The organism is Amycolatopsis sp. NPDC049688 (genome assembly GCF_040674975.1).
In the GTDB taxonomy this organism is placed as follows: Bacteria; Actinomycetota; Actinomycetes; order Mycobacteriales; family Pseudonocardiaceae; genus Amycolatopsis.
Genome location: NZ_JBFANY010000006.1, coordinates 418,541 through 442,219, shown reverse-complemented (window position 1 = coordinate 442,219; position 23,679 = coordinate 418,541). Strand labels below are relative to the sequence as shown.

Here is a 23,679-nt window from a genome sequence, read left to right as displayed (position 1 = left end):
CTCCGCTCCGCCGTGCGCGCGTGTCGCTGTTGTCGGTGAACCCAGCCCCGGCCCAGCTCGACACTTTCTTCCCGTGAGGACCCTCATGTTCGCCGTTCCGGACAACACGCTGCTGCGTCCCGAAAACCCCGCCCTGCGCCACCCGGTGCGCGTCGCGCTCGAGGTCGCCGCCGACCGCGACCGCTGGCGCCACCTGCTGCGCTACGACCCCGAAGAGCGCTTCGCGACGCTCGTCTCGAAGGACGAGCGGGAGGAGGTGTGGCTGATGGGCTGGCTGCCCGGCCAGCACACCGACCTGCACGACCACGCGTTCGCCAGCGGTGCGTTCACGGTGGTCAGCGGCCACCTGACGGAGGCCGTGGCACGGCGGGCGCCGGACGGCCGTGCGGTCACCGAGCTGCACGCCTTGTCCGCCGGGCAGTCCCGGGTGTTCGGGCCCGGGTACGTGCACGAGGTCCGCAACGACGGCCTGGACCCGGCGATCTCGGTGCACGTCTACCGCGACGCGGGCCGCGCGATGCGCCCGTACCACCTGGATCCGGTCGAAGGCCCGGTCCGGGACTGATCAGTCCAGATCGCCGCGCGCCCGGAACTCCTGCTCGATCCGGTCGCGGCCCGCGCCGGACGCCAGGAGCGCGTGCAGCAGGATCCGCGCCTTCCGCGCGTCCAGCCAGCCCGCCATCGTCGCGCCCATCGCGATGAGGCTCGACTCGGAGCCGTGGAAGCCGTACGTCGAACGCAGCGTCGGACCCGCTCCCGTCCGAGAAGCGACCACCACCGGGATCGACGGCACCAGCCGCGAGATCACGTCGGCGGTGCCGGACGAGACGTGCCCCACACCCGTCGCCGCGACCACGACGCCGCGAACTCCCGGCTGCGCGGCCACCGCGGAAAGCACCGCGCCGGAGTCGTCCAGGCCCGCTTCGACCACCGGGACCAGCCCGCCGAAGTCCGTGCCCGTGAGCGCGGGCAGGCGCGGCGGCGACGGGTGGAACCAGTGCACCGCGTGCTCGACGACCATGCCCAGCGGTCCCGCGGGCGCCGACGAAAACGCGTCCAGCCGGCTCGAATGCGCCTTCCGGACCCAGCGCGCCGCGTGGACGTCGTCGTTGAGCGTCACCAGCGCGCCCCGGCCGCGGCTGCGCGGGTCGGCCGCCACGGTGAGGGCGTTGCGCAGGTTCGCCGGGCCGTCCGGGCTGAGCAGGCTCGGGTTGCGCATCGCCCCGGTGACCACCACCGGGAGCTCCGACGGCCAGGTCAGGTCGAGGAAGTACGCCGTCTCCTCGAGGGTGTCCGTGCCCTGGACGACGACGAACCCGTCGGCGTCCTGCCGCAACCCCCAGTCGCGGCAGCGCAGCAGCGTCGCGAAGTCCATCGACGCGCTGCCGATCCCGGCCAGCGTCTCGGCCAGGACGTCCATCGGCAGGTCGCCGAGGCCGCCGAGCAGGTCGGCCGCGCCGAGCCGCGGGACAGCGCCGCCTCCGGCGCCGGCCGGGGCCATCGAGATGGTGCCGCCGAGGGAGGCGAGGGCGATCAGGGGCATGCGGGCCACCCTATTCAGCCGCCCTTGACCGCCTGAAGCGTGTAGCTCGCCGCGAGGCGCGACGGTGTGTCCCTCAGCCGCCACTCGCCGGTGGTCTCGTCGAGTACCATCTGACCGGGCAGCGCGTTCCACGGGACGCTGTCGTGCTCGGTGAACGCCGTCAGGGTCAGGCCGTGCTCCAGCAATGCCGTGATGATCTCGCCCAGCGAGTGGTTCCACTCGTGGGTGACGGTGTGCCGCAGCGGCCGGTCGACGGCGACGTAGGTGCCGGGGTCGTCGAAGACCAGCGGCTCGGCGTGCTCGAAGTACGGGTACCGCGGCACCGGCGGGTCGTTCTCGTCCAGGGTGCCCAGCATCGGGTGTCCTTCCGGACGAAGAGCCGGCCGCCGGGCCGCAGCAGGCCGGCGACGACCGACGCCCAGCGCGTCACCGACGGCAGCCAGCACAGCGCGCCGATCCCGGTGTAGACCAGGTCGAAGCGTCCGGCGCCCAGCACCTCGACGGCGTCGTACACGTTGGCCTCGTGGAATTCGATCGACGCGCCCGCCGCCGCGGCGAGGCGCCGGGCTTCCGCCAGCGCCGCGCCCGAGAAGTCCAGGCCCGTCGTCGACGCGCCCAGCCGGGACAGCGACACCGTGTCCGTGCCGATGTGGCACTGCAGGTGGACCGCGCGCAGCCCGGTGAGGTCGCCCAGGCGCGGAAGGTCGAAGCGCACGACGTCGCTCAGGTGGGCCGGGTCCGCGGCGAACCGGTCGGAGGCGTAGTCCGGCGATGCCGCGTGCAGCACCGCGCGGTCGTCCCAGTTGGCCTTGTTGACGGCGAACGAATCCGTCACGACGTCGCCGCGCGCTCGGCGGCGCTGCGCAGCACGCAGAACTCGTTGCCCTCCGGGTCGGCGAGCACGGCCCAGCCCGTGCCGTCGGGGTTGCGCAGGTCGTTCACCAGCGTCGCGCCCAGGCCCAGGATCCGCTCGATCTCCTCGTCGCGCGCGATGTCCGGCTGCAGGCACACGTGGAGGCGGTTCTTCACCGTCTTCGGCTCCGGGACCCGGAGGAACAGCAGGTCGATCCCGCCTTCGAGCTCGATGGCCACCTCGTCGTCGCCCGGGGAGTCGGTGTCCGGGATCGGCTTCCCGGTGACCTCGCTCCAGAACTGGCACAGCTGGTACGGGTCGGCACAGTCGACGGACACGTGCAGGACGGACGAAGGCATGGCACTCCTCGAAGACGGGTACGGCCCGAGTCTGGCCGAGGCACCCCGAGGAGGGCGAACCGATTTCAGGACGCCAGCGCCAGGCCCGCCGTCCGGTGCACGCGGCGGCTGTCGTCGACGATGAGGATCTCGCAGTCCGGGCGGTCCGCCGCCCAGGTGATGCCCTCCTCGCCCATCGCGAACGCCGCGGTGGCCAGTGCGTCCGCCGTCACCAGGTCCCCGGCCACGACGGTGACGCTCATCAACCCCGTCGCCGGGGTGCCGGAGCGGCCGTCGAGGATGTGCGAGCCGCGCTCGTACGCCGCCGACGTCGCGATCGCGCCGTTGCGCGACTCCAGCACCGCGCACACCGCCAGGGGCTGCTCGGGGTGGCGCACGCCGACCCGCCACGGCCGCCCGGGCTCCGGTTCGCCCGCCGTGACGACGTCGCCGCCGGCGTTGAGGCAGAACGTCGTGGCGCCCTCGGCCTTCAGCAAGTCGGCCGCGCGCTGCACCGCCCAGCCCTTCACCACCGCGCACGGGTCGAGACCGCGGCCGGGCAGCCGCGCGCGGAACGCGCCGCCGGAGAGCTGCTCGTAGTACGCGCAGAGTTCCAGGACCTCCAGGAGGTCGTCGCTCAGCTCGGCGGCCGTCAGCTCGCCGCGGTCGTAGCGGCTGACCTCGCTGTCCTCCCGGAACGGGCTGAACCGGGCGTCGACGTCCCGGAACCAGGCGAAGACGTCGTCGACGACCTCGGCGAAGTCGCCCTCGTCCCGCAGGTCGAGGGAGATCGGCAGGCCCATCACCTGTTCGACGCGGTTCGTCATCGGTTGCCTCTCGCGTCGATCGCGGCCTGCAGGGACGTCTTGTACGACTCGCTGGTCTCGGTGGCGCCGGTGATCGTGTCGATGTCGGCGCTCTGCGCCTTGATCGCTTCCTCCTGCAGCCGCGGGAGCGCGGTGAGGGACCGGCCGCTGTCCGGGGCCTGCAGCAGGGTGATCACGGCGAGCCGGGCGCCGGTGAACGTCACCTGCACCTGCACGGTGCCGTACCGGCTGGACTCGGCGCTGCCCTGCGTGGTCACCGTCTCGGTCTTGGTGTCCCGGGTGGACGGTGCTTCCGAAGGGGCCGGAGCCGAAGACGACGGGGCCGGAGCGGTCGTCGGAGCGGCCGATGTGGACGGTGCGGTGACGCTCGGCGGCGGCGCCTGCGCGACGGCGGCGGTGTTCTGCACCGGCCCCGGTTCGAACCGCCAGACCGCGATGAACCCGGCGATGGACAGCGCAACGACGAAAATGGTCTTCTTCACGACGAGTTCCCCCTAGGCCGCGAGGCTGAAACGTTCGGCGTGCACCTGGGCGTTCGGCACCTTCAGCTCACGCAGGCTGCGCAGGACGGCCGAGGTCATCCCCGGCGGCCCGCAGACGAACACGTCCCGCTCGTGCACGTCCGGCACCATCATGTGCAGGTTCGCCGGCCCGAGCATCACCCCCCGCGGCCCGACCGCCTGGTCCGGTCCGGTGAGGACGCTCACGACGGCGCCGCGGGCCTTCGCCAGCTCGTTCAGCTCCGGCAGCAGCACCGCGTCGGCCTGGGTGCGCACCCGGTACAGCACGACGACGTGGCCGTCGATGTCCTCCAGCAGCGCGCGGATCGGCGTGATCCCGACGCCGCCCGCCACGAGCAGCGCGTTGGGCCGCTTCTGGTGGATCGTCGTGAAGGCGCCGTACGGGCCTTCGGCGAACACCCGCGTCCCGACCTTGAGGCTGCGCAGCCCGGCGCTGGAACCGCCGAGGGCCTTCGCGGTCAGCCGCAGCGTGCGGCCGTCGGGTGCGGCCGACAGCGAGAACGGATTGGCCTGCCACCAGCGGTCCTTCGTGAGGAACCGCCACAGGAAGAACTGCCCCGCCCGGGCCGGCATCTTGTCCAGGTGCTTGCCGGTCATGTACACCGAAACGACGTCGGGGGCCTCGGAAACCACCGCGGTGACGCGCAGCTGGTGGCGCAGGTTCCGCCACAGCGGAAGCAGGACGCGCCCGGCGAGGACGGCGGCGCCGGCCCCGAGCCAGAGCGTCCACCAGTACGCCTCCGCCCATTCCGACCCGGCGAACGACGTGCCGAGCGCGAGCTGGTGGGTGAACGCCAGCAGCACCGCCGCGTAGGTGTAGAGGTGGATGAAGTGCCACGTCTCGTACGCGAGCCGCTTGCGCGCGAACTTCGCCGACGCCCCGCCCACGATGAGGATCACCGCGAAGGCGACCAGCGCGCGCAGGATGCCTTCGAGCTGGTTGGCCATGTCGACCAGCTCGTCGACGACCCCGTGGCGCTCGACCTGGGCGTAGCCGAACACGATGAACACCAGGTGCGCCAGCAGGGTCCACAGGATCGTGAAGCCGGTCCAGCGGTGCCACGTGGTGAGCCGGTCCATCCCGATCCGGCGGTCCAGCCAGGGCAGCCGGGCCACCAGCAGCAGCTGGAACGCCATCGCCAGCCCGCCGTAGAGCCCGGCGAGCCGTCCGATCGTGATCAGCGAGTTCGGGGACAGCCCGGCCTGCGCGAACAGCACCGTGACGGCGGCCACGTTGGCGCCGAGGAAGAGGAAGAGGCCGGATTTCGCGGCGATCCGGGGGCGGATCGCCGGGCGCGCGGCCTCGGCGGTCTGCGTCATGGTGGTCACACGGATTCCCCTTCAGTTCGGTTCACGAAGGCCAGCCTCGCCGCGCAGGCTGTGGCGAGTCTGGGTACCGGCTGTCGGAATCCTGTCGGCCGCCGTCTCGGCTCGCCCGGCGCGCTCGCGGCGGGAGAAGATGCAGGGGTGCAGACCCCCGACCCCGTGCGCCTGCTCGTCGTCGACGACGAGCCGCACATCGCCGACCTCGTCGCCACCGTCGCCCGGTACGAGGGCTGGCAGGCGGTCACGGCCGGCACCGGGCAGGCCGCGCTGAGCCGGGCCGCGGAGTTCGGGCCGGACATCGTCGTGCTCGACCTGATGCTGCCCGACCTGGACGGCTTCACCGTGCTCGACCGCCTGCGGTCCGGTGGGAACGCGGTGCCCGTGGTCTTCCTCACGGCCAAGGACGCGACGGCCGACCGGATCGCCGGGCTCACCCGCGGCGGTGACGACTACCTCGTGAAACCGTTCTCGGTCGAGGAGCTGATGGCGCGGCTGCGGGCGGTGCTGCGGCGCAGCGCCGGGGTCGCGCAACAGCCGGAGGCACGCGGAGCCGTCCTGCGCGTCGGCGACCTGACCCTGGACGAGGACACCCGCGAGGTCCGCCGCGGCGACGTCCCGGCCGAGCTGACGCCGACCGAATACGAGCTGCTGCGCTACCTCATGCGCCGCTCGCCCGCCGTGCTGACCAAGGCGCAGATTCTCGACCACGTCTGGGAGTACGACTTCGGCGGCCGGTCCAATGTGGTCGAACTCGTGATTTCGCACCTGCGGCGCAAGGTCGACGCGGGCGACGGCGAACCGCTGATCCACACCGTGCGCGGCGTCGGCTACGTCGTGCGGCAGGCGCACCGGTGAGGCGCTGGTACGAGGCCTGGCAGCGCACCCGGCTGGGCACCCGGATCACCCTCGGCCTCGGCGCGCTCGCGCTGGTCGTGTTCGCGGCCGTCGGCGTCACGACGGTCGGGATCATGCACGGTTACCTCGACCGGCGGCTCGACGAGCAGCTGTCCAAGAGCCAGAACGGGCAGCTGCCGCTGCTGCGCGAGACGCACGGCTCGCCGCAGTCGGTGTACTCGTGGTACTCGGCGCTGTACAAGGTGCAGGGCGGGGTCGCCGTCCCGGAACCGGGCGGCAAGCTGCCGGGGGATGCCGGGCAGCTGGCGAACATCGCGGCCGAAGCGGTGCACGGCGACGTCACCCGCAACATCTACCTGCACGACGACGGCCCATACCGGGTGCGCGCGTGCCCGGTCGACACCGACTCGGTGCTGCTGTCCGCCGCGCCGCAGAAGGACCTCGACGGCACGGTCGAGCAGCTGATCTGGGTCGAGGTCGGTGCGTTCGCGCTCGCGCTGGCCGTGCTGGTCGTCGTGGGACGGCTGGTGCTGCGCCGCGGCCTGCGCCCGCTGGCCGACATGGCGGGCACCGCCCACGACATCGCCTCCCACGACCTCACCGCGAACCCCGCGCTGCCGGTGCGCGCGGCGGGCGCCGGCGGCGGCGCCGAGGTCGACGAGCTGCGGACCGCGTTCAACGTGATGCTCGCCCACATCGACACGTCGCTGGCCGCGAAGACCGAAGCCAACGAGCGGCTGCGCCGGTTCGTCGCGGATGCCTCGCACGAACTGCGGACGCCGCTGACGTCGATCCGCGGATACGCCGACCTCTTCCGCTACGCCGCGGCGAACGAACCGGCGGAACGCGAGGCGCACCTGGCGAAGATCCGCGAGGAGACCGCGCGGATGACCGTGCTCGTCGACGACCTCCTGCTGCTGGCCCGGCTCGACGCGCGGGCCGCCGAGACGCCGTTGCGGCCCGAGCGCGTCGACCTGGCCGAGCTGGCCGGGGACGCGGCGGACGCGTTCGCCGCCGGCCGGCCCGACCACCCGCTGACTTCGGCGTTCTCGACGGCTTTCGTGGACGCCGATCCGGTGCGGCTGCGGCAGGTGCTCGACAACCTGCTGGCCAACGCGGCCGTGCACACCCCGCCCGGGACGTCGGTGCACGTCTCGGTGACGGCTTCGGGTGGGTTCGCCGTGGTGCAGGTGACCGACACCGGGCCCGGAATCGCCGCGGGGGACCAGGAGCGGATCTTCGACCGGTTCTTCCGCGTCGACGATTCCCGCACCCGCGGCAACGGCGGCACCGGGCTCGGGCTGTCGGTGGTCCAGTCCCTGGTCACGGCGCACGGCGGCACGGTGTCGGTGGCTTCCGAGCCGGGCCGGACGACCTTCAGCGTGCGGCTGCCGCTCGCGCGGTGACGTGCTCCGGCGTGGTCCAGCCGGGGGAGAGGTCTTCGGACGGCTCGGGCTCGCCGTAGACCGTCCGCACCGGCAGCACGCCGGCCCAGGCGACGTCCGCTTCGACGTCCTCGGGCTCGTCGCCCGGGCCTTCGGCGCGCATCTTCACCGACGCCTCGGCGAGGTCGAGCGCGAGAACGCTCACGGCCGCGAACTCCTTCGCGTTGACCTCCCGCGCGTGTTCCCACGAACCGGGCGCGAGGTGGTCGGTGAGCACCTTGAGGCCGTGCATCTTCGCTTCGGCGTCCAGGACCGGCTTCGCCTGGCCGAGGATGACGGCGCTGCGGTAGTTCATCGAGTGGTTGTTGACCGAGCGCGAGTAGACGATGCCGTCGAGGAGGGTGACGGTCACGCAGACGTCGAGGCCGTCGGCGGCGGTGCGGAGGCTGGCCGCGCCGGTCGAACCGTGCAGGTAGAGCGTGTCGCCGTCGCGGCCGTAGCCGGTGGGGAGGACCAGCGGCACGCCGTCGCGGACGACCCCGAGGTGGCAGATGAGCCCTTCGTCGAGGACGGCGTGCAGCGCGGAGTGGTCGGTGACGGCGCGGTGCTTCTTGCGGCCGAGCGTGGTGCGGGGCGTGGTCGACAACATGCGACCAGCGTCTCCCGCGGCAGTGGCCTCGGAGAACGGCCACTTCTCGTACACTTGGGAAGTCCACTTTCGTCGGGAGGTTCCTGTGTCCGATACCGCGCTCCCGGTGAGCCTCGACCGTGCGGCGGTGACGCCACTGGCGGTCCAGCTGGCCGACGCGCTGCGCGAAGCGGCCGCATCCGGACACCTCCGGGGTGGCGACCGGCTGCCCTCGACGCGGGCGCTGGCCGGCCGGCTCGGCGTCAGCCGCACGGTGACGTCGGCGGCGTACGAGCAGCTGCACGCGGAGGGCTGGATCGCCGGGCGGCACGGCTCGGGCACCTATGTGACGACTCCGCCGTCTTCCTCGGCTTCCTCGGTTCCGGCGCCCGCTGTTCCGGCTCCTGAAGTTGTTGTGCCGTCGCTCCTGGACCTCGGCCCGGGTACGCCGTGGGCGGCGGGTCTGGACCGCGCGGCCTGGCGCCGCGCCTGGCGGGCGGCGGCCGACCCGGAGCCGCTGGTCCGCGCCCACCGGGCGGGCCTGCCGGAGTACCGCGCGGCGGTGTCGGAGCACCTGCTGCGCCACCGCGGCCTGGCGGCGGGCTCGGTCCTGGCGACCGGCGGCACGACGGCGGCGGTGGTGGAGCTGGCCGCGGCGGTGCTGGAGCGCGGGGACGTCGTCGCCGTCGAAGAGCCGGGCTACCAGCGGGCGGTCCAGGCGTTCCGGCGGGCGGGGATGCGGGTGGTGGGCGTGCCGGTGGACGACGAGGGGTTGCGGCCTTCCGCGATTCCGGAGGGCGCGCGGGCGGTGTACTGCTCGCCGGCGCACCAGTACCCGATGGGCAGCAGGCTGAGCGCGGCCCGGCGGGTTTCGCTGGTGGAGCGGGCACGGTCGGCCGGGATGCTGGTCATCGAGGACGACTACGACGGGGAGCTGCGGTTCGACGTGGCGCCGCTGCCGATGCTGGCTTCACTGGCCCCGGACGTGGTGGCGCACCTGGGGACGACGTCGAAGATCCTCACGCCGACCTTGGGCGCGGGGTGGATGGTGGCGCCGGAGGCGATCACTTCGGCGGTCCTGGCGTACCGGGATTCGACGGGGACGCGCCCGTCGCCGGCGGGGCAGCGGGTGCTGTACGAGTTCGCGCGGAACGGAGATCTGGGCCGCCACCTGCGGAAGTTACGCCGCGAGATGGCGGAGCGGCGGACGCTGCTGGCGGGGGCTTTGTCGGCGGCGGGGATCCCGGTGCGGGGGGACGACGCGGGGGCGCATCTGGTGGTGCCGTGTGCGTCGGCTTCGGCGGAGGCTTCGGTGATCGCTTCGGCTGAGCGGCGGGGGATCCGGCTGGACGGGCTGGCGCGGCACTTCGCCGGTGAGCCGTCGGTGTTCGGGGTGGCGATCGGGTATGCGGGGTGTTCGCGGGAGGCTTTGGTGGCGGCTTTGCCGGTGTTGGTGGCTTTGCTGCGGTGAGGCTTTGTCCACAGGGCGGTTGTGATGTGGACAGCGTGGTGGGTCGGCGACGCTGAACATGGCGATCCGCTGGCGCCGCTTGGGCTGAGGTGACTTTGCTGGGGCTGAGGCTCTGTCCGCGGTCCGGCGGTGATGTGAACAGCGTGGTTGGGCTGGCGAAGCCGGGGACGGCGATCCCCAGCCGCCCCATGGCACGAGGTGGGTTTGCTGGGCTGGGGCTTGTCCACAGTCCGGCCGTGATGTGGAGAAAGTAGCTCGGCTGGCGCTGGTGGCCTTGCTGCGTTGGGTTTTGTCCGCAGCGTGGCCGTGATGTGGACAAGTGGCTGGGCTGGCGCTGGTGGCTTTGCCGGGCTGAGGCTTCGCCCACAGCCCGGTCGTGATGTGGACATAGTGGCCGGGGCGGCCCATTTCCGCGGTCCTGGTGCCGGTCACCGCCGATATGCTCAATTCGGTTGGTGGTTCCCCCTGGGAGGGCGGGCCCCTGTCCGGCCGGGGTTGCGGGTGGTTGTGTCTGCCGTCTGGTGGCGGCTGCCGAGGTCGCGGCTGGTTGCGTTTGCCGTCCGGTACCGGCCCGGCCGGGGTCGCGGCTGGTTGCATTTGCTGCCGGGTATCGGCTGCCGGGGTTGCGGCTGGTTTCGTTTGCCGCCTGGTACCGCCTGCCGAGGTGGCGGCTGGTTGCGTTCGCCGTCCGGTACCGGCCCGGCCCGAGGTCGCGGCTGGTTGCGTTCGCCGCGTGGGAGTGGCCGTCCGGCGCACCGGGCTCGGCTGTTCCGCGAGGTCACCGGGTACGGTGGCTCACCATGAGCGAGAAGATCCGGGTGGCCGTCGTGTTCGGTGGGCGCAGCAGCGAGCACACCATCTCGTGCCTTTCCGCCGGCAGTGTCCTGGGCCACCTCGACCCCGGCCGGTTCGAAGCCGTCCCCGTCGGGATCACCCGGGAAGGGCGCTGGGTGCTCGGTACCGGCGATTCCGCCCAGCTCGCCATCCGGGGCCGGGAACTGCCGTCCGTCGACGGCGGCAAGGGGCTCGTCCTCGCCGGTGACCCCTCAAGCCGGGGGCTCGTCGCCGTCGAACCCGGGCGGGAAAGCGAACTGCTGTCGCAGGTCGATGTCGTCTTCCCCGTGCTGCACGGGGCCTTCGGCGAGGACGGCACCATCCAGGGCCTCCTCGAACTCGCCGGCATCCCCTACGTCGGGCCCGGTGTACTCGCCAGCGCCGCCGCCATGGACAAGGAGACCGCGAAGAAACTCCTTGCCGCCGAAGGGCTTCCGGTCGGGACCTACTCCGCGCTCAAGCGCGGTCAGTCCACTTTGGACGACCAGGTCAAGGAAACCCTCGGGCTGCCCGTGTTCGTCAAGCCGTCGCGGGCGGGCAGCTCCGTCGGGATCTCGCGCGTCGCGGACTGGGCCGAACTCGACGCCGCCATCGAACTCGCCCGCGCCACCGATCCGAAGGTGCTCGTGGAGGCCGCCGTCGTCGGGCGCGAGGTCGAATGCGGTGTGCTGGAGTTCCCCGACGGCCACGTCGAAGCCTCGCTGCCGGCCGAGATCCGCGTCCTCTCCGAAGACGAGAACGCCTGGTACGACTTCGAAACCAAGTACCTCGGCGACGACGCCGAACTCGACATCCCGGCCAAGCTCGACGACGCCCTCACCGAAAAGCTCCGCGCGATGGCCGTCGAAGCGTTCCGGGCGCTGGACTGCCAGGGGCTGGCCCGCGTCGACTTCTTCGTCACCGAAGACCACGAACTGATCATCAACGAGGTCAACACCATGCCGGGCTTCACGACGAAGTCCGCCTACCCGAAGATGTGGGAGGTCACCGGCATGGACTACGCGACCCTGCTGACCACCCTCGTCGAGACGGCGATCGCGCGCGGAACCGGCCTCCGCTAGGAAAAGCGCAGCGGTCGCGCGGGCAGCTTCGCCGCCACTGTGTCCGAAATCTCCTGCAGCGGCCCGGTTCCGGCTGTGTCCGGCACGGTCAGCGCCGCGTAGACCTCGCGGTCCACCACGTACCACGTCGACGCGCCTTCGCCGGGCACCTGCAGCCACTGCACGCCGTTGACCAGCCGCAGCTGTGCCGTCGGGGTCAGCTCCGGCGGCCGGTTCAGGCCGCAGCGCAGGACCAGCGGGTCGTCGGTGCCCCAGGCCACCGTGGCGGGCGGGGCCGGGGTGGCCAGTTCGCGCACCTTCAGCGCGGTGCCGTTCGACGTCAGCTCGGCCGGCACCGAGCCCAGCAGCGTCGTACAGCCCGGCGACCCGGCGAAGGGGGCGGGCACGGGGACCAGCGGCAGCGGCCCCGCGGTGTCCGAGGGAGAAGGCCGGGTCAGCGCGAACACGGCGACGGCGACCGCCAGGGCCACGGCGAGCGCCGCCGCCGTGACGAGGACCACCCGGGGTGGGGCACCGGTGTCGGAATCAGGCACCCGACCACTACACCACCACTCAGAGATGCACGACCGGGCAGGTCAGGGTCCGCGTGATGCCCTCCACGTTCTGCACCTTCGCGACCACGAGCTGCCCCAGCTGGTCGACGTTGTCGGCGGCCGCGCGGACGATCACGTCGTACGGTCCGGTGACATCCTCCGAGCTGGTCACACCCGGGATGCTGGAGATCTCGGCAGCCACCGCGGCCGCCTTGCCGACCTCGGTCTGGATGAGGATGTATGCGTGGACCACGGCGCGCCCTTTCGTCGGGATCGATCGGCTCAAGGTAGGAACGTCTTCAGCAACGTATCGCCAGCTCACGGAAAAACATAGGGCATCCGACTATCGGTGATCGATCTTTGTCCCGGTAGAGAAAGCAGAGGTGACCGGTGTCACCGAACGACGGAACGGTCGCCGAGACCGGCGAGTTCGCGCTCATCCGCGCCGTCACCGAAGGACGGCGCCAGCCGCCGGGCACGCTGCTCGGCCCGGGTGACGACGCCGCCGTCGTCGCGGCCCCCGACGGGCGGGTGGTCGCCAGCACCGACGTCCTCGTCCAGGGCGTCCACTTCCGGCTCGACTGGTCCACGCCCGAGCACGTCGGGCGCAAGGCCGTCGCGGTCAACCTGGCCGACATCGCCGCCATGGGCGCCAGGCCGACCACCGTCCTGGTCGGCCTGGCCTGCCCGCCCGAGACGCCCGGCGACGTCGTCAAGGCGCTCACCGACGGCATGTGGGCCGAAGCCGAACGCGCCGGGATCGGCGTCTCCGGCGGCGACATGGTCCGCGCCGACCAGCTCGTGATCAGCGTCACGGCGCTCGGTGACCTCGGCGACCGCGAGCCCGTGACGCGCTCGGGCGCGCGGCCCGGCGACCTGGTCGCCGTCAACGGGCGGCTCGGCTGGGCCGCCGCCGGCCTGGCCGTGCTCGGCCGCGGCTTCCGGTCCCCGGTCGGCGTCGTCAACGCCCAGCGCTGCCCGGAACCGCCCTACGAGGCCGGCCCGCGCGCCGCGCTGGCCGGGGCCACGGCGATGATCGACGTCTCCGACGGCCTGCTCGCCGACCTCGGCCACATCGGCGAGGCTTCCGACGTCGGCATTGACGTCCGCACCGCCGACCTCGACATCCCCGCCCGGCTCACCGAAGTCGGCGCCGCGCTGGGCGCCGACCCCCTGGACTGGGTCCTTACCGGTGGCGAGGACCACGCACTGGCGGCCACCTTCCCGCCGTTCACCGAGCTCCCGGACGGCTGGCGCGCGATCGGCGTCGTCACCATGGCCGGCTCCGGGATCACCGTCGACGGGAAACCGTTTTCGCGAGAAGGCGGCTGGACGCACTGGCGCTGATCTAGGCTCGGGAAGCGTGAGAATCGTTCCGGTCCCCTACGACCATCCCGACGCGGCCACGCTCATGGCCGCGGTGCAGCAGGTGTACGTCGAGCGCTACGGCAGCGAGGACATCACCCCGATGACCCCGGCGGACTTCGACCCGCCGCAGGGCCTGTTCCTCGTCGGCTACCAGGGCGACGAGCCCGTCGCGTGTGGCGCGTGGCGGGCCCACGACGGCCCGGAGCCCGACTTCCAGGACGGCGACGCCGAGTTCAAGCGGATGTACGTCGCCGATTCCGCCCGCGGCCGGGGATTCGCGCGGATGATCCTCTCCGAGCTGGAGCGCACGGCGGCGCTGTGCGGCCGCAAGCGCGCCGTCCTGGAAACCGGGACCAAGCAGCCGGAAGCCATCGCGCTGTACACGTCGTCGGGGTACGCCGAGATCCCGAAGTTCGGCGTCTACCGGAACGAACCGGAAAGCCGGTGCTACGGCAAGGACCTCACCTCGGTGTGAGCTTCAGCAGGGCTGCCGCGTGCGGGCGCAGGGTCGCCGAGACGCCGGGTCCGACGTCCCGGTGGGCCCAGAGGTCCCGGACCGCCCACGGGCCGGGGATGTCCGCCGACACGGTCGCGGTGGTGCTGCCGGTGTTGAGCAGCACCACCGCGAAACCGCGGCCGGACAACGGTTTTCCCCACACCTGGTAGCCGGGGCCCGCGGCGAGCCGCCGGCCCTGGCCGCCCGCGAAGTCCTGGTCGACGGCGATCGCCTCGGCGTTGCCGAGCGTCGCGAGGTCGGTGCCGCTCAGCTTCGCCGGGTCGGTGCCGGCGAACAGCGGGGCGTTGAGGACGGCCCAGACGCTGAAGTGCGCGCGGGCCTCGTCGGCGGTGAGGGTGCCGTTGCCGACCTGCAGCATGTCCGGGTCGTTCCAGCCGCCGGGGGCGCCGCTGTGCACGGCGACGGCGGCCTGCTGGTCGATCGTCGCGAGCACCGAGTCCCAGGTCGGGACCAGGTCGTAGGTGGTGCGCCAGAGGTTCGCGACCGGCCGCGCCCAGGTCCACGGGCTGGAGACGCCGTATTCGGAGATCGCGTAGACGATCGGCCGGGGCAGCGCGGCGAGTTCGTCGCGCATCTTCTCGAACGCCGCCTTCCGGTCGAGGCCGTCGACGGTGTCGGCGTTGCACCAGTCGTACTTGAGGTAGTCGACGCCCCAGCGGCCGAACGTCTCGGCGTCCTGGCGCTCGTGGCCGAGCGAGCCGATGCCGGACGCCGGGTAGGCGTCGTTCGCCATCGCGCAGGTCCGGCTGCCGGGCACGGCGTAGATGCCGAACAGCAGGCCGCGGGAGTGGACGTAGTCGGCGAGATCGGCGATGCCGTGCGGGAACCGCTTCGGGTCCGGCTGCAGCGAGCCGTCGGCGGCGCGGGCGGGCGCTTGCCAGCAGTCGTCGACGACGACGTACTGGTAACCCGCGTCACGCAGGCCGGTGTCGGCGAGCGCGTCGGCGGCCTTGCGGACCACGTCCTCGGTGAGGTCGTAGCAGCGGACCTGGTTCCAGCTGTTCCAGCCCATCGGCGGGGTGCCGGCCAGGCCGTTCGCCAGCGCCGGGGTGGCGACGGGCAGGCTGAGCAGCCAGGTCAGCACGACGAGCAGGAGCACGAGTCCGGTGCTCCCGGTACTGGCGTTCCGGTTCGCGGCGATGGCGTGATCCAATCGCACGGGAAGTGAAACCGCGGTCACCCGGAGGCGGCATGCCGATCTACGCACTCGGTTCGCTCGAGCCGACGATCCACCCCGACGCCTACGTCCATCCCGACGCGACGGTGATCGGCGACGTCCGGATCGGCGCGCACGCGTCGGTGTGGCCGCAGACCGTCCTGCGCGGTGACCACGGGTACATCGAGATCGGCGAGCGCTCCAACGTCCAGGACGGCTGTGTCCTGCACTGCACCGAACGGCACCCGACGATCCTCGGGCCGTCGTCGGCGATCGGGCACGCGGTGCACGTCGAGGGCGCGACGATCGGCACCGGCTGCCTGATCGCGTCCGGGGCGGTGGTGCTGAACGGCTCGGTGATCGAGGACGGCGGCATGGTCGGCGCGGGCGCGGTGCTCTCGTACGGCTCCCACGTCAAGACCGGCGAGATCGCCCTCGGCGTGCCGGGCAAGACCCGGGAGAACACGTCGTTCAGCGCGGAGAACATCGCGATGGTCGTCGATTCGTACGTGCAGCGGGCCCGGCGGTTCAAGGCCGAACTGAGGCGGCTCGACCCGCTCGGGTGACGCCGGCCACGCCCGGTAGGCTTGCGCGCCGTGACCGCACGACCGCTGCAGGACATCGTCGAGGCAGGCTGGGCGCAAGCCCTCGAACCGGTGGCGCCGCAGGTCGCCGCGATGGGGGAGTTCCTCCGCGCGGAGATCGCCGCGGGCCGGACCTACCTGCCGGCGGGTGAGCACGTGCTGCGGGCGTTCAAGCAGCCGTTCCACGACGTCCGCGTGCTGATCGTCGGCCAGGACCCGTACCCGACGCCCGGGCACGCGGTCGGCCTGAGCTTCTCGGTGGCGCCGGACGTCCGGCCGATCCCGAAGAGCCTGGTCAACATCTACAAGGAGTACTGCGACGACCTCGGCCACCCGCTGCCGTCCAACGGCGACCTGACGCCGTGGGCCGACCAGGGCGTGCTGCTGCTCAACCGGTCGCTGACCGTGCAGCCCGGGAAGTCGAACTCGCACCAGGGCAAGGGCTGGGAAGCGGTCACCGAGCAGGCGATCAAGGCCCTCGCGGCCCGCTCGGAGCCGATGGTGGCGATCCTGTGGGGCCGCAACGCGCGCAACCTGCGGCCGATGCTGGGTGACGTCCCGTGCATCGAGTCCGCGCACCCGAGCCCGCTCTCGGCGCACAACGGCTTCTTCGGGTCCCGGCCGTTCAGCCGGGCCAACCAGCTCCTGGAGCAGCAGGGTGCGGCCCCGGTGGACTGGAAACTGCCGTAGGTTCGTGTCCGGAACCGCGTGACGGCTCCGACCGAGGGGAAACGAACCCTTTCCGGAGGACACCATGAACGTCACCTCGGCCGACGGCACGACCATCTTCTTCGAGCAGCGCGGCGACGGTCCGCCGGTGATCCTGGTCGGCGGCGCGTTCAACGACCGCACGACCACGGTGGGCCTGGCCGAGGTCCTGGCCGGCGACTTCACGGTGGTCAACTACGACCGGCGCGGTCGTGGTGACTCCGGCGATGCGGCCGAGTACGCCGTCGAGCGCGAGATCGAGGACCTCGCGGCGCTGATCGCCCAGGTGGGCGGGACGGCGTCGGTGTTCGGCCACTCGTCGGGCGCGGTCCTGGCCTTGGAAGCGGCCGCGGCGGGCATCGGCATCGACCGGGTGGTGGCGTACGAGCCGCCGTACGCGACCAGCGAGCACCCGCGTGCGAACATCGTCGACGAGGTCCGGGCGCAGCTCGCGGCGGGGGACCGGGACGGCGCGGTGGCGACGTTCCTGCAGGTCGCGGGCACTCCGGCGGAGATGATCGAGGGGATGAAGCAGGCCCCGGTGTGGGGCTGGTTCACGGCGCTGGCGCACACGCTGCCGTACGACCTGACGATCGTCGGCCCGGACGCCCGCCCGCGTGACTCCCTGGGCCGCATCGCGATCCCGACGCTGGTGATCGGCGGCGGCGCGAGCGACGACGCGCTCCAGTCAGGCGCCCGCGCGGCGGCCGCGGCGGTGCCGGGCGCCCGTCACGAGACGCTGGAAGGGCAGGACCACGGGGTGCTGCAGTACCCGGAGGCCCTCAAGGACCTGCTGACCGATTTCCTGAAGCAGACATGAAAATGGCGGGTGCTCCGAGGAGCACCCGCCACCCAAACTTCTCGGCGTCAGCCTCGAACGACCTTGCCCGCCTTGATGCAGGAGGTGCACACGTTCAGGCGCTTGCGCTGGGACACACCCACCTTGGCGTGGACGGTCTGGATGTTCGGGTTCCACCGGCGGTTGGTACGGCGGTGGGAGTGCGAGACCGACTTGCCGAAGCCGGGTCCCTTGCCACAGACGTCGCACACGGCAGCCACGTCGAACTCCTTTGGATCTGGGTCATAGAAATGAGCCCAGATGCACTGGGCAACTCGACCATAGTAACTACTGGCTTCGCGAGGCCCCGCACCGGGTCGATACGCTGCCTCGGACCGGTCAGGAGGTTACGGGGTGCGGGTGCTGGACGCGGCGGCGGTGTCGGCCTGGGCGGCGGGCTGTGTGCACAGTCTCGCGAGCCTGCGGCCGGCCATCGACGAGATCAACGTCTACCCCGTCGCCGATTCCGACACCGGCTCCAACATGCTCTTCACGATGACCGGCGCGGCCCGGGAACTCGAAAAGTCGACGCCGGAATCCGCGGCCGAAGCGCTGAAGGTCCTCGCGCGGGGCGCGGTCGCCTCCGCGAAGGGCAACTCCGGCGTGATCCTCTCGCAGGTCGTGCGCGGGCTCGCCGACCGCGCCGAAGGCGAGCTGGACGGCGCGTGGCTGGCGAAAGCGCTGGGGCACGCCGACGAGGTCGCCACCGGCGCCGTCAGCCGGCCGGTCGCCGGGACCATCCTGACCGTCCTGCACGCCGTCGCCCTCGCCGTCCGCGGGGCCACGAGCTCCCTGCACGAGGTCGCGCGGAAGGCCGCGGAAGAGGCCGCCCACGCCCTCGAAAAGACGCCCGAGCAGCTGCCCGCGCTGGCCAGGGCCGGGGTCGTCGACGCCGGGGCGCGCGGCCTGGTCGCCGTGCTCGACGCGCTGGTCGGTGTGCTCACCGGCGCTCCCGTCGAGCACGAACACGCCCTCGAGGTCCACACCGGGAGCTCCGGGGCCTACGTCTGGGAGGTCATGTACCTGCTGGACGGCGTCGACGAGCAGAGCCTGCCGACGCTGCAGAAGGAGCTCAGCGGCCTGGGCGACAGCGTCACGGTCGCCGGTGACGGTTCGGGCGGCCACGCGGTGCACGTCCACTGCGCCGACATCGGCGGCGCCATCGAGGCCGGGCTCGCGCTGGGCCGCCCGCGCCGGATCCGCGTCGAGCCGCTGCTCACGCCGACGCCGATCGAGCCGGGCGGCGGGATCGACCGCACGGTCGTCGCCGTCGTCCACGGCGGGGCGCTGGCCGAGCTGCTGCGCGCGGAGAGCATCCCGGTGCTGGCCGTGCCCGAAGGCGGCACACCCAGCGTCGAGGACATGATCAGCCTGCTCAACGAGGCCGCCGGGCGGCACGTCACCGTCCTGCCCGGCAGCGTCGCGCTCACCGCCGCGGCCGACACCGCCGCCGGGCACGCGATGGCCGCCGACCGGGACGTCGTGGTCATCCCGTGCGCCTCCCCGGTGCAGGTGCTGGCCGCCCTCGCCGTGCACGACGCCGGCCGCCGCACCAACGACGACGTCGTCGCGATGGCCGAAGCGGCCGCCGCGACCAGGCGTGGCGAACTGCGGATCGCGCAGGAGGAGTCGCTAACCTGGGTGGGCCGGGCCCAGTCCGGTGACGTGGTCGGCCTGGTCGACGACGAGGTGGTGCTGATCGAGCCCGCGCCCGCGTCCGAGACGAACCTGGTCGCGGCCGCGATGAAGGTGCTGAACCGGATGCTGGCGCTCGGCGGGGAACTGGTGACGGTGCTGAGCGGGGCGGCGGCCCCGCCGGGGGTCGCCGAGGAGCTCGCGGAGCAGCTGCGGGTGGAGCACCCGGAGGTGGAGCTGACCAGCTACGCCAGCGGCCAGGCGGACGCCGTGCTGCTGATGGGAGTCGAATAGCGAGATGGCCGGACTGCGCGACAAGCTGCCGCTGCTGCTGGGCGCCAAGACGGCGAAGGCGCTCGCCACGTCGTTGGACATCGAGACGGTCAGCGACCTGCTGCGCCACTACCCGCGCCGCTACGCCGAGCGCGGCGAGCTCACCGACATCGCCGGGCTGGAGCTGGGCGAGCACGCCACCGTGCTGGCGCGCATCGAAAAGGTGAGCAAGCGGCGGATGAAGGCACGCAACGGGACCATCCTCGACATGGTCATCACCGACGGGAAACGCCGGTTGACCTGCGCGTTCTTCAACCAGGCGTGGCGGGAGAAGGACCTCGTCCCCGGCAAGCACGGCCTCTTCGCCGGCAAGGTGTCCGCCTTCCGCGACACCCTGCAGCTCACCAACCCCGAGTACGAGCTGTTCGAGGCCGACCGCGCCGAGGAGGCGATGGACGACTTCCTCGCCGCGATCATCCCGGTCTACCCGGCGGCGCAGGGCATGCCGACCTGGTCGATCGCCAAGTGCGTGCGGCAGGTCCTCGACGTCCTCGAGGTCGACGACGACCCGATGCCCGCCGAGCTGCGGCGGCTGCACAAGCTGGCCGACCTCGACAACGCCCTGCGCGGCATCCACCGCCCGGAGAACTGGGCGCACCTGGAGGCGTCCCGCAAGCGCCTGAAGTGGGACGAAGCCATGGCCGTCCAGCTGATCTTCGCGCAGCGGCGCCACTCGGCCATTTCCCGCCCGGCGAAGGCCAACCCGCACGTCAGCGGCGGCCTGCTGGACGCCTTCGACAAGCGGCTGCCCTTCGACCTCACCGCGGGCCAGCGGGGCATCGGCGACGAGATCGCCGCGGATCTGGCGTCCGAGCACCCGATGAACCGGCTGCTGCAGGGCGAGGTCGGCTCGGGCAAGACGGTCGTCGCGCTGCGGGCGATGCTGCAGGTCGTCGACAACGGGCGGCAGGCCGCGATGCTGGCCCCGACCGAGGTCCTGGCCGCGCAGCACGCGCGCTCGCTGCGGGAAATGCTCGGCGACCTCGGCCAGGCGGGCGAGCTGGGCGCGGCCGAGAACGCCACGCGCGTCACGCTGCTCACCGGGTCGATGGGGGCGAAGGAGCGCAAGAAGGCACTGCTGGAGATCGTCAGCGGCGAAGCCGGCATCGTCGTCGGCACGCACGCGCTGATCCAGGACCACGTCGAGTTCGCCGACCTCGGCCTCGCCGTCGTCGACGAGCAGCACCGCTTCGGCGTCGAGCAGCGGGACGCGCTGCGCACCCGCGGGGCCGGTGACACCAGCCCGCACGTGCTCGTGATGACCGCGACGCCGATCCCGCGCACGGTCGCCATGACCGTGTACGGCGACCTGGAAGTCTCGGCGCTGCGCGAGATGCCGGTCGGGCGGTCGCCGATCTCGACCACGGTCGTGCCGGTCGCCGAGAAACCGGCCTGGTTCGACCGGATCTGGCAGCGCGTCCGCGAAGAGGTCGGCAAGGGTCACCAGGCGTACGTCGTCTGCCCGCGAATCGGCGACGAGCCGCCGTCGGACAAGAGCGACAAGCGGCCCCCGCTGGCCGTGCTGGACGTGGCGCCCGAGCTGGAGCACGGGCCGCTGCAGGGCCTGAAGATCGGCGTGCTGCACGGCCGGATGCCGCCCGACGACAAGGACGCCGTGATGCGTGCGTTCTCCGCGGCCAAGCTGGACGTCCTGGTGGCCACCACGGTCATCGAGGTCGGCGTGAACGTGCCGAACGCCACCGCGATGGTGATCATGGACGCCGACCGGTTCGGCGTCAGCCAGCTGCACCAGCTGCGCGGCCGCGTCGGCCGGGGCAGCGTGCCGGGGCTGTGCCTGCTGGTCACCGAGACCCTCGACGGCACGGCGACCCGCGAACGGCTGGCCGCCGTCGAGTCCACGACGGACGGCTTCGAGCTGTCGCGGCTGGACCTCGAACTGCGCCGCGAAGGCGACATCCTCGGCGCCGCGCAGTCCGGGAAGCGGTCCACGCTCAAGCTGCTGTCGCTGCTGCGGGACGAGGACGTCATCGCCGCGTCCCGGCAGAGCGCGCAGGAAATCGTCGAAAAGGACCCGGACCTGAAGAAGTACCGTGGGCTGGCCCAGATGGTCGGGGACGTCGTCGACGTCGACCGCGCGGAGTACCTGGAGAAGAGCTGAGTGCCGTCCGCGCCGCCACGGTGGCCGACGCCCCGGCGATCGGCGAGATCCACGTGCGGTCCTGGCAGGCGGCCTATGCGGGCCTGATCCCGGCGGACTTCCTCGCGCGCCTGTCGGCCGAAACGCGGGCGGCGGCGTGGGCGCGGCGCATCGGGAACGGCGGCCGGGTGCTGGTCGCCGAGGGCGACGGCGTCGTCGCCGGATTCGCGGCGTTCGGCCCGGAGCAGCTCTACGCGCTCTACCTGCTGTCGGAGTACTGGGGCCGGGGGCTCGGCCGGCTGCTGCACGACCGGGTCGTCGCGGAGATGTCCGGCGACAGCGCCGTCCTGTGGGTGCTCGCGACGAACGAGCGGGCGAAGGCCTTCTACGTCCGGCAGGGCTGGGTGGACGACGACGCCCGCCGGACCGAGACGGTCGACGACGGGCGCGTCACGCTGGAGGAGATGCGGTTCCGCCGCCGGTTGCGGTGAACACGCCGGCCTTCGCGGCGGCCGCGGCGGCTTTCGCGGCGACGTCGGCGTCCCGGGGCGTCACGCCTTCGCGGGAGACGAACAGGCGGTAGAAGATCGGCCCGCAGGCCACCCGCACCACCTCGACGGCGTCCGTGCCGGGCGGGACCTCGCCGCGCTCGATCGCCCGGTGCACGGCGGCGGCCGAGCGGGCGTGGCGGTCGACGTAGAACTCCTGCAGGGCATCGGCGGCGCGCGCGGAGAGGAACGCGGCCGAGATCGACGCCGTCGGGAGCTCGCGCTCGCCCGGGGTGGTGAAGTAGCGCACCAGCTCGAGGTTGATCCCGCGCAGGTCGCCTTCGAGCGAGCCGGTGTCCGGGGCGGCCCACTCCTGCTCGGTGCCCATCAGCAGGGCCGCCGCGACCAGGCCCTCGGCGGACTCCCAGCGCCGGTACAGCGTCGTCTTGTGCACGCCGGAGCGTTCGGCCACCGCCTCGACGGTCAGCTCCGCGTACCCGCGGTCGCCGAGCAGCTCGAGGGTCGCGTTGAGCGCGGCGAGGCGGGTCCGCTCGGTGCGGCCGCCCGGACGCTTCGTCCCGGAAATCTCGGTTGCCAACTGCTACTCCTGTTGCGTTAGTGTCTCCAGTATGACAGGAACCGTCGCCGTTGCCGAGATCGCCGACCTGATCGGCGACGCCGAGGTCGTCGCCATCGGCGAGAACAACCATCACATCCGCGAGTTCGGCGTGCTGCGCGACCGCCTCCTGCGCCACCTCGTCACCGAGCGCGGGTTCACCGTGCTCGGGTTCGAGGGCGGCTTCCCGGAGGGGCACCTGGTCGACGCGTGGCTGCAGGGCGGCCCCGGCGAGGTCGCCGACATCGCGCGGGACGGCTTCACGTTCGGCCTCGGCGACTCGGCCGAGATGCACGAGATGCTGACGTGGCTGCGCGGCCGCGGGGTCCGGTTTTCCGGCCTCGACGTGCCGGGTTCGGCGGGCTCGCCGGTGCCGTCGCTGGAGGCGGTGCGTGAAGTCCTCACGCGGGTGGATCCCGCCAACGTGTTCCTGGTGGACAATGCGTTGGCGGCCTGCGAGGCGTACGCGTCGGTCAGCAGCGCGGTGGCGCCGGACCGGTACCGGGAGATGAGCGGCGCGGCGCGGGACGCGGCCACCGTGGCGCTGACTGTCCTCAAAGGACACGTCGAGTCGGTCGCGCCCGAAGCCGCGCACGACGCGGAGGGCGCGTTGCGCGTCGACCTGTACCTGCGGGAGCTGGACGCGCTGATGGCCGGGCAGGCGCCGGAGCCGCAGAGCTCGTCGCGGGACACGTACATGGCGGCCACCGTGCGGCTGCTGCGGCGGCGGTTCCCCGGCGAGAAGATCGTCTTGATGCTCCACAACGGACACTTGCAGCGTGTCCCGTTGTCGCCGGTGCCGGGCATGCTGGCGCCGACGGCGGGCACGCACCTGGCCGCCGAGCTGGGGGACCGGTACTTCGCGCTCGCGTTGACCGCCGTCTCCGGGACGACGACCGGCCTGGCGTCCGATCCGGCCTTCCCACTGGGGTTCCGGATGTTCGAGCAGGCTCTCGACGAGCCGGCGGAAGGCAGCGTCGAGGCGGCGCTGGCCTCGCGGGCGCCGTGCGTGGTCGCGCGTCCCGCGGCGTCGGGTATCCGGCACGCGCACGTGACCGTGTCGGTCGATGTCGCTTCGGCGTTCGACGCGGTGGTTTGCCTGGAGAAGCAGGAAACGATTTTCCGGTCCGCCGCTGAATAGGTGTGCCCGTTCGGCTGCTTGC

At 72.3% G+C, this 23,679-nt stretch carries 25 protein-coding genes and 1 pseudogene; 14 read left to right on the top strand and 12 right to left on the bottom strand.

Annotated features, from left to right (window positions below; translation table 11 throughout):
- The first annotated feature begins 85 nt into the window (after positions 1–85).
- Positions 86–565 carry a cysteine dioxygenase family protein gene (locus AB0J55_RS23250; protein WP_364251975.1) on the top strand — a complete coding sequence of 160 codons (480 nt, stop codon included), beginning with the start codon at positions 86–88 and terminating at the stop codon, positions 563–565.
- On the opposite strand, the gene AB0J55_RS23245 is transcribed toward AB0J55_RS23250, so the two are convergent.
- The 6 genes and pseudogenes from AB0J55_RS23245 to AB0J55_RS23220 all read right to left on the bottom strand — a co-directional run bounded on the left by AB0J55_RS23245 (position 566) and on the right by AB0J55_RS23220 (position 5,402).
- Positions 566–1,543: an asparaginase gene (locus AB0J55_RS23245; RefSeq protein WP_364251901.1), complete on the bottom strand. Its 978-nt coding sequence runs from the start codon at positions 1,541–1,543 to the stop codon at positions 566–568. It lies immediately after the preceding gene.
- Between the two features lie 14 nt (positions 1,544–1,557).
- Positions 1,558–2,378 (bottom strand): annotated as a pseudogene (locus AB0J55_RS23240) (methyltransferase).
- Positions 2,375–2,755, bottom strand: coding sequence for a VOC family protein (locus tag AB0J55_RS23235; protein ID WP_364251898.1), 381 nt, complete (start codon positions 2,753–2,755; stop codon positions 2,375–2,377). The pseudogene AB0J55_RS23240 and the gene AB0J55_RS23235 overlap by 4 nt, the downstream one beginning before the upstream one ends.
- A gap of 65 nt (positions 2,756–2,820) precedes the next feature.
- The gene (locus AB0J55_RS23230; protein ID WP_364251895.1) at positions 2,821–3,561 is read right to left on the bottom strand and encodes an FAD:protein FMN transferase; all 741 of its coding nucleotides are present in this window, start codon (positions 3,559–3,561) and stop codon (positions 2,821–2,823) included.
- Positions 3,558–4,043, bottom strand: coding sequence for an FMN-binding protein (locus tag AB0J55_RS23225; RefSeq protein ID WP_364251892.1), 486 nt, complete (start codon positions 4,041–4,043; stop codon positions 3,558–3,560). The genes AB0J55_RS23230 and AB0J55_RS23225 overlap by 4 nt, the downstream gene beginning before the upstream one ends.
- 12 nt (positions 4,044–4,055) lie before the next feature.
- Positions 4,056–5,402 (bottom strand): ferredoxin reductase family protein, encoded by a 1,347-nt coding sequence (locus AB0J55_RS23220; RefSeq protein WP_364251972.1) that lies wholly within the window; start codon positions 5,400–5,402, stop codon positions 4,056–4,058.
- A 147-nt stretch (positions 5,403–5,549) separates the two neighbouring features.
- Between AB0J55_RS23220 and AB0J55_RS23215 the strand changes: the two genes are divergently transcribed.
- Together AB0J55_RS23215 and AB0J55_RS23210 are read left to right on the top strand one after the other, a co-directional pair.
- On the top strand, positions 5,550–6,263 hold the full coding sequence (locus AB0J55_RS23215; RefSeq protein WP_364251889.1) for a response regulator transcription factor: 714 nt from the start codon (positions 5,550–5,552) through the stop codon (positions 6,261–6,263).
- Positions 6,260–7,669, top strand: coding sequence for a HAMP domain-containing sensor histidine kinase (locus AB0J55_RS23210; RefSeq protein WP_364251886.1), 1,410 nt, complete (start codon positions 6,260–6,262; stop codon positions 7,667–7,669). The genes AB0J55_RS23215 and AB0J55_RS23210 overlap by 4 nt, the downstream gene beginning before the upstream one ends.
- Here AB0J55_RS23210 and AB0J55_RS23205 read toward each other — a convergent pair.
- Complete coding sequence (locus tag AB0J55_RS23205; protein WP_364251883.1) at positions 7,641–8,297, bottom strand: pyridoxamine 5'-phosphate oxidase family protein; 657 nt, start codon at positions 8,295–8,297, stop codon at positions 7,641–7,643. The two genes, AB0J55_RS23210 and AB0J55_RS23205, sit on opposite strands and share 29 nt — an antisense overlap.
- Positions 8,298–8,382: 85 nt before the next feature.
- Between AB0J55_RS23205 and AB0J55_RS23200 the strand changes: the two genes are divergently transcribed.
- Both AB0J55_RS23200 and AB0J55_RS23195 read left to right on the top strand, forming a co-directional pair.
- Complete coding sequence (locus AB0J55_RS23200) at positions 8,383–9,747, top strand: PLP-dependent aminotransferase family protein (protein ID WP_364251880.1); 1,365 nt, start codon at positions 8,383–8,385, stop codon at positions 9,745–9,747.
- A gap of 800 nt (positions 9,748–10,547) precedes the next feature.
- On the top strand, positions 10,548–11,642 hold the full coding sequence (locus tag AB0J55_RS23195; protein WP_364251877.1) for a D-alanine--D-alanine ligase family protein: 1,095 nt from the start codon (positions 10,548–10,550) through the stop codon (positions 11,640–11,642).
- On the opposite strand, the gene AB0J55_RS23190 is transcribed toward AB0J55_RS23195, so the two are convergent.
- Both AB0J55_RS23190 and AB0J55_RS23185 read right to left on the bottom strand, forming a co-directional pair.
- Positions 11,639–12,175 (bottom strand): DUF3515 domain-containing protein, encoded by a 537-nt coding sequence (locus AB0J55_RS23190; protein ID WP_364251874.1) that lies wholly within the window; start codon positions 12,173–12,175, stop codon positions 11,639–11,641. The genes AB0J55_RS23195 and AB0J55_RS23190 overlap by 4 nt on opposite strands.
- A 19-nt stretch (positions 12,176–12,194) precedes the next feature.
- Complete coding sequence (locus AB0J55_RS23185; protein WP_003091994.1) at positions 12,195–12,428, bottom strand: Lrp/AsnC ligand binding domain-containing protein; 234 nt, start codon at positions 12,426–12,428, stop codon at positions 12,195–12,197.
- Between the two features lie 137 nt (positions 12,429–12,565).
- Here AB0J55_RS23185 and AB0J55_RS23180 point away from each other — a divergent pair, with 137 nt between their 5' ends.
- Both AB0J55_RS23180 and AB0J55_RS23175 read left to right on the top strand, forming a co-directional pair.
- Complete coding sequence (locus AB0J55_RS23180) at positions 12,566–13,522, top strand: thiamine-phosphate kinase (RefSeq protein WP_364251871.1); 957 nt, start codon at positions 12,566–12,568, stop codon at positions 13,520–13,522.
- A 16-nt stretch (positions 13,523–13,538) separates the two neighbouring features.
- Positions 13,539–14,018: a GNAT family N-acetyltransferase gene (locus tag AB0J55_RS23175; protein WP_364251868.1), complete on the top strand. Its 480-nt coding sequence runs from the start codon at positions 13,539–13,541 to the stop codon at positions 14,016–14,018.
- Here AB0J55_RS23175 and AB0J55_RS23170 read toward each other — a convergent pair.
- Positions 14,005–15,159, bottom strand: a complete 1,155-nt coding sequence (locus AB0J55_RS23170; RefSeq protein ID WP_364251865.1) for a glycoside hydrolase family 27 protein — start codon at positions 15,157–15,159, stop codon at positions 14,005–14,007. The two genes, AB0J55_RS23175 and AB0J55_RS23170, sit on opposite strands and share 14 nt — an antisense overlap.
- A gap of 92 nt (positions 15,160–15,251) precedes the next feature.
- On the opposite strand from AB0J55_RS23170, the gene AB0J55_RS23165 reads away from it, so the two are divergent.
- The 3 genes from AB0J55_RS23165 to AB0J55_RS23155 all read left to right on the top strand — a co-directional run bounded on the left by AB0J55_RS23165 (position 15,252) and on the right by AB0J55_RS23155 (position 17,328).
- Entirely contained in the window at positions 15,252–15,782 is a 531-nt protein-coding gene (locus tag AB0J55_RS23165; RefSeq protein WP_364251862.1) for a gamma carbonic anhydrase family protein, read from the top strand.
- A 30-nt stretch (positions 15,783–15,812) separates the two neighbouring features.
- Positions 15,813–16,490 (top strand): uracil-DNA glycosylase, encoded by a 678-nt coding sequence (locus AB0J55_RS23160; protein WP_364251859.1) that lies wholly within the window; start codon positions 15,813–15,815, stop codon positions 16,488–16,490.
- A 64-nt stretch (positions 16,491–16,554) separates the two neighbouring features.
- Entirely contained in the window at positions 16,555–17,328 is a 774-nt protein-coding gene (locus AB0J55_RS23155; RefSeq protein WP_364251856.1) for an alpha/beta hydrolase, read from the top strand.
- Between the two features lie 47 nt (positions 17,329–17,375).
- Here AB0J55_RS23155 and rpmB read toward each other — a convergent pair whose 3' ends face one another.
- Positions 17,376–17,567 carry a 50S ribosomal protein L28 gene (gene rpmB / locus AB0J55_RS23150; RefSeq protein WP_003091970.1) on the bottom strand — a complete coding sequence of 64 codons (192 nt, stop codon included), beginning with the start codon at positions 17,565–17,567 and terminating at the stop codon, positions 17,376–17,378.
- 133 nt (positions 17,568–17,700) lie between these two features.
- On the opposite strand from rpmB, the gene AB0J55_RS23145 reads away from it, so the two are divergent.
- Genes AB0J55_RS23145 through AB0J55_RS23135 form a run of 3 tightly spaced genes read left to right on the top strand, consistent with a single transcriptional unit; the run spans position 17,701 to position 21,903 of the window.
- The gene (locus AB0J55_RS23145; RefSeq protein WP_364251853.1) at positions 17,701–19,275 is read left to right on the top strand and encodes a DAK2 domain-containing protein; all 1,575 of its coding nucleotides are present in this window, start codon (positions 17,701–17,703) and stop codon (positions 19,273–19,275) included.
- Between the two features lie 4 nt (positions 19,276–19,279).
- Positions 19,280–21,433 carry an ATP-dependent DNA helicase RecG gene (gene recG, locus AB0J55_RS23140; RefSeq protein WP_364251850.1) on the top strand — a complete coding sequence of 718 codons (2,154 nt, stop codon included), beginning with the start codon at positions 19,280–19,282 and terminating at the stop codon, positions 21,431–21,433.
- Positions 21,430–21,903: a GNAT family N-acetyltransferase gene (locus AB0J55_RS23135; protein ID WP_364251969.1), complete on the top strand. Its 474-nt coding sequence runs from the start codon at positions 21,430–21,432 to the stop codon at positions 21,901–21,903. The genes recG and AB0J55_RS23135 overlap by 4 nt, the downstream gene beginning before the upstream one ends.
- On the opposite strand, the gene AB0J55_RS23130 is transcribed toward AB0J55_RS23135, so the two are convergent.
- Positions 21,863–22,498 (bottom strand): TetR/AcrR family transcriptional regulator, encoded by a 636-nt coding sequence (locus AB0J55_RS23130; protein ID WP_364251848.1) that lies wholly within the window; start codon positions 22,496–22,498, stop codon positions 21,863–21,865. The genes AB0J55_RS23135 and AB0J55_RS23130 overlap by 41 nt on opposite strands.
- 31 nt (positions 22,499–22,529) lie before the next feature.
- Between AB0J55_RS23130 and AB0J55_RS23125 the strand changes: the two genes are divergently transcribed.
- A complete protein-coding gene (locus AB0J55_RS23125) occupies positions 22,530–23,657 on the top strand; it encodes an erythromycin esterase family protein (RefSeq protein ID WP_364251845.1) in 1,128 nt (375 codons plus the stop codon).
- The last annotated feature ends 22 nt before the right edge of the window (positions 23,658–23,679 follow it).

Coding starts and splice junctions, on each gene's coding strand:
- AB0J55_RS23250 (WP_364251975.1), top strand. CDS start 86: ATGTTCGCCGTTCCGGACAACACGCTGCTGCGTCCCGAAAACCCCGCC.
- AB0J55_RS23245 (WP_364251901.1), bottom strand. CDS start 1,543: ATGCCCCTGATCGCCCTCGCCTCCCTCGGCGGCACCATCTCGATGGCC.
- AB0J55_RS23235 (WP_364251898.1), bottom strand. CDS start 2,755: ATGCCTTCGTCCGTCCTGCACGTGTCCGTCGACTGTGCCGACCCGTAC.
- AB0J55_RS23230 (WP_364251895.1), bottom strand. CDS start 3,561: ATGACGAACCGCGTCGAACAGGTGATGGGCCTGCCGATCTCCCTCGAC.
- AB0J55_RS23220 (WP_364251972.1), bottom strand. CDS start 5,402: ATGACGCAGACCGCCGAGGCCGCGCGCCCGGCGATCCGCCCCCGGATC.
- AB0J55_RS23205 (WP_364251883.1), bottom strand. CDS start 8,297: ATGTTGTCGACCACGCCCCGCACCACGCTCGGCCGCAAGAAGCACCGC.
- AB0J55_RS23195 (WP_364251877.1), top strand. CDS start 10,548: ATGAGCGAGAAGATCCGGGTGGCCGTCGTGTTCGGTGGGCGCAGCAGC.
- AB0J55_RS23165 (WP_364251862.1), top strand. CDS start 15,252: ATGCCGATCTACGCACTCGGTTCGCTCGAGCCGACGATCCACCCCGAC.
- AB0J55_RS23155 (WP_364251856.1), top strand. CDS start 16,555: ATGAACGTCACCTCGGCCGACGGCACGACCATCTTCTTCGAGCAGCGC.
- recG (WP_364251850.1), top strand. CDS start 19,280: ATGGCCGGACTGCGCGACAAGCTGCCGCTGCTGCTGGGCGCCAAGACG.
- AB0J55_RS23125 (WP_364251845.1), top strand. CDS start 22,530: ATGACAGGAACCGTCGCCGTTGCCGAGATCGCCGACCTGATCGGCGAC.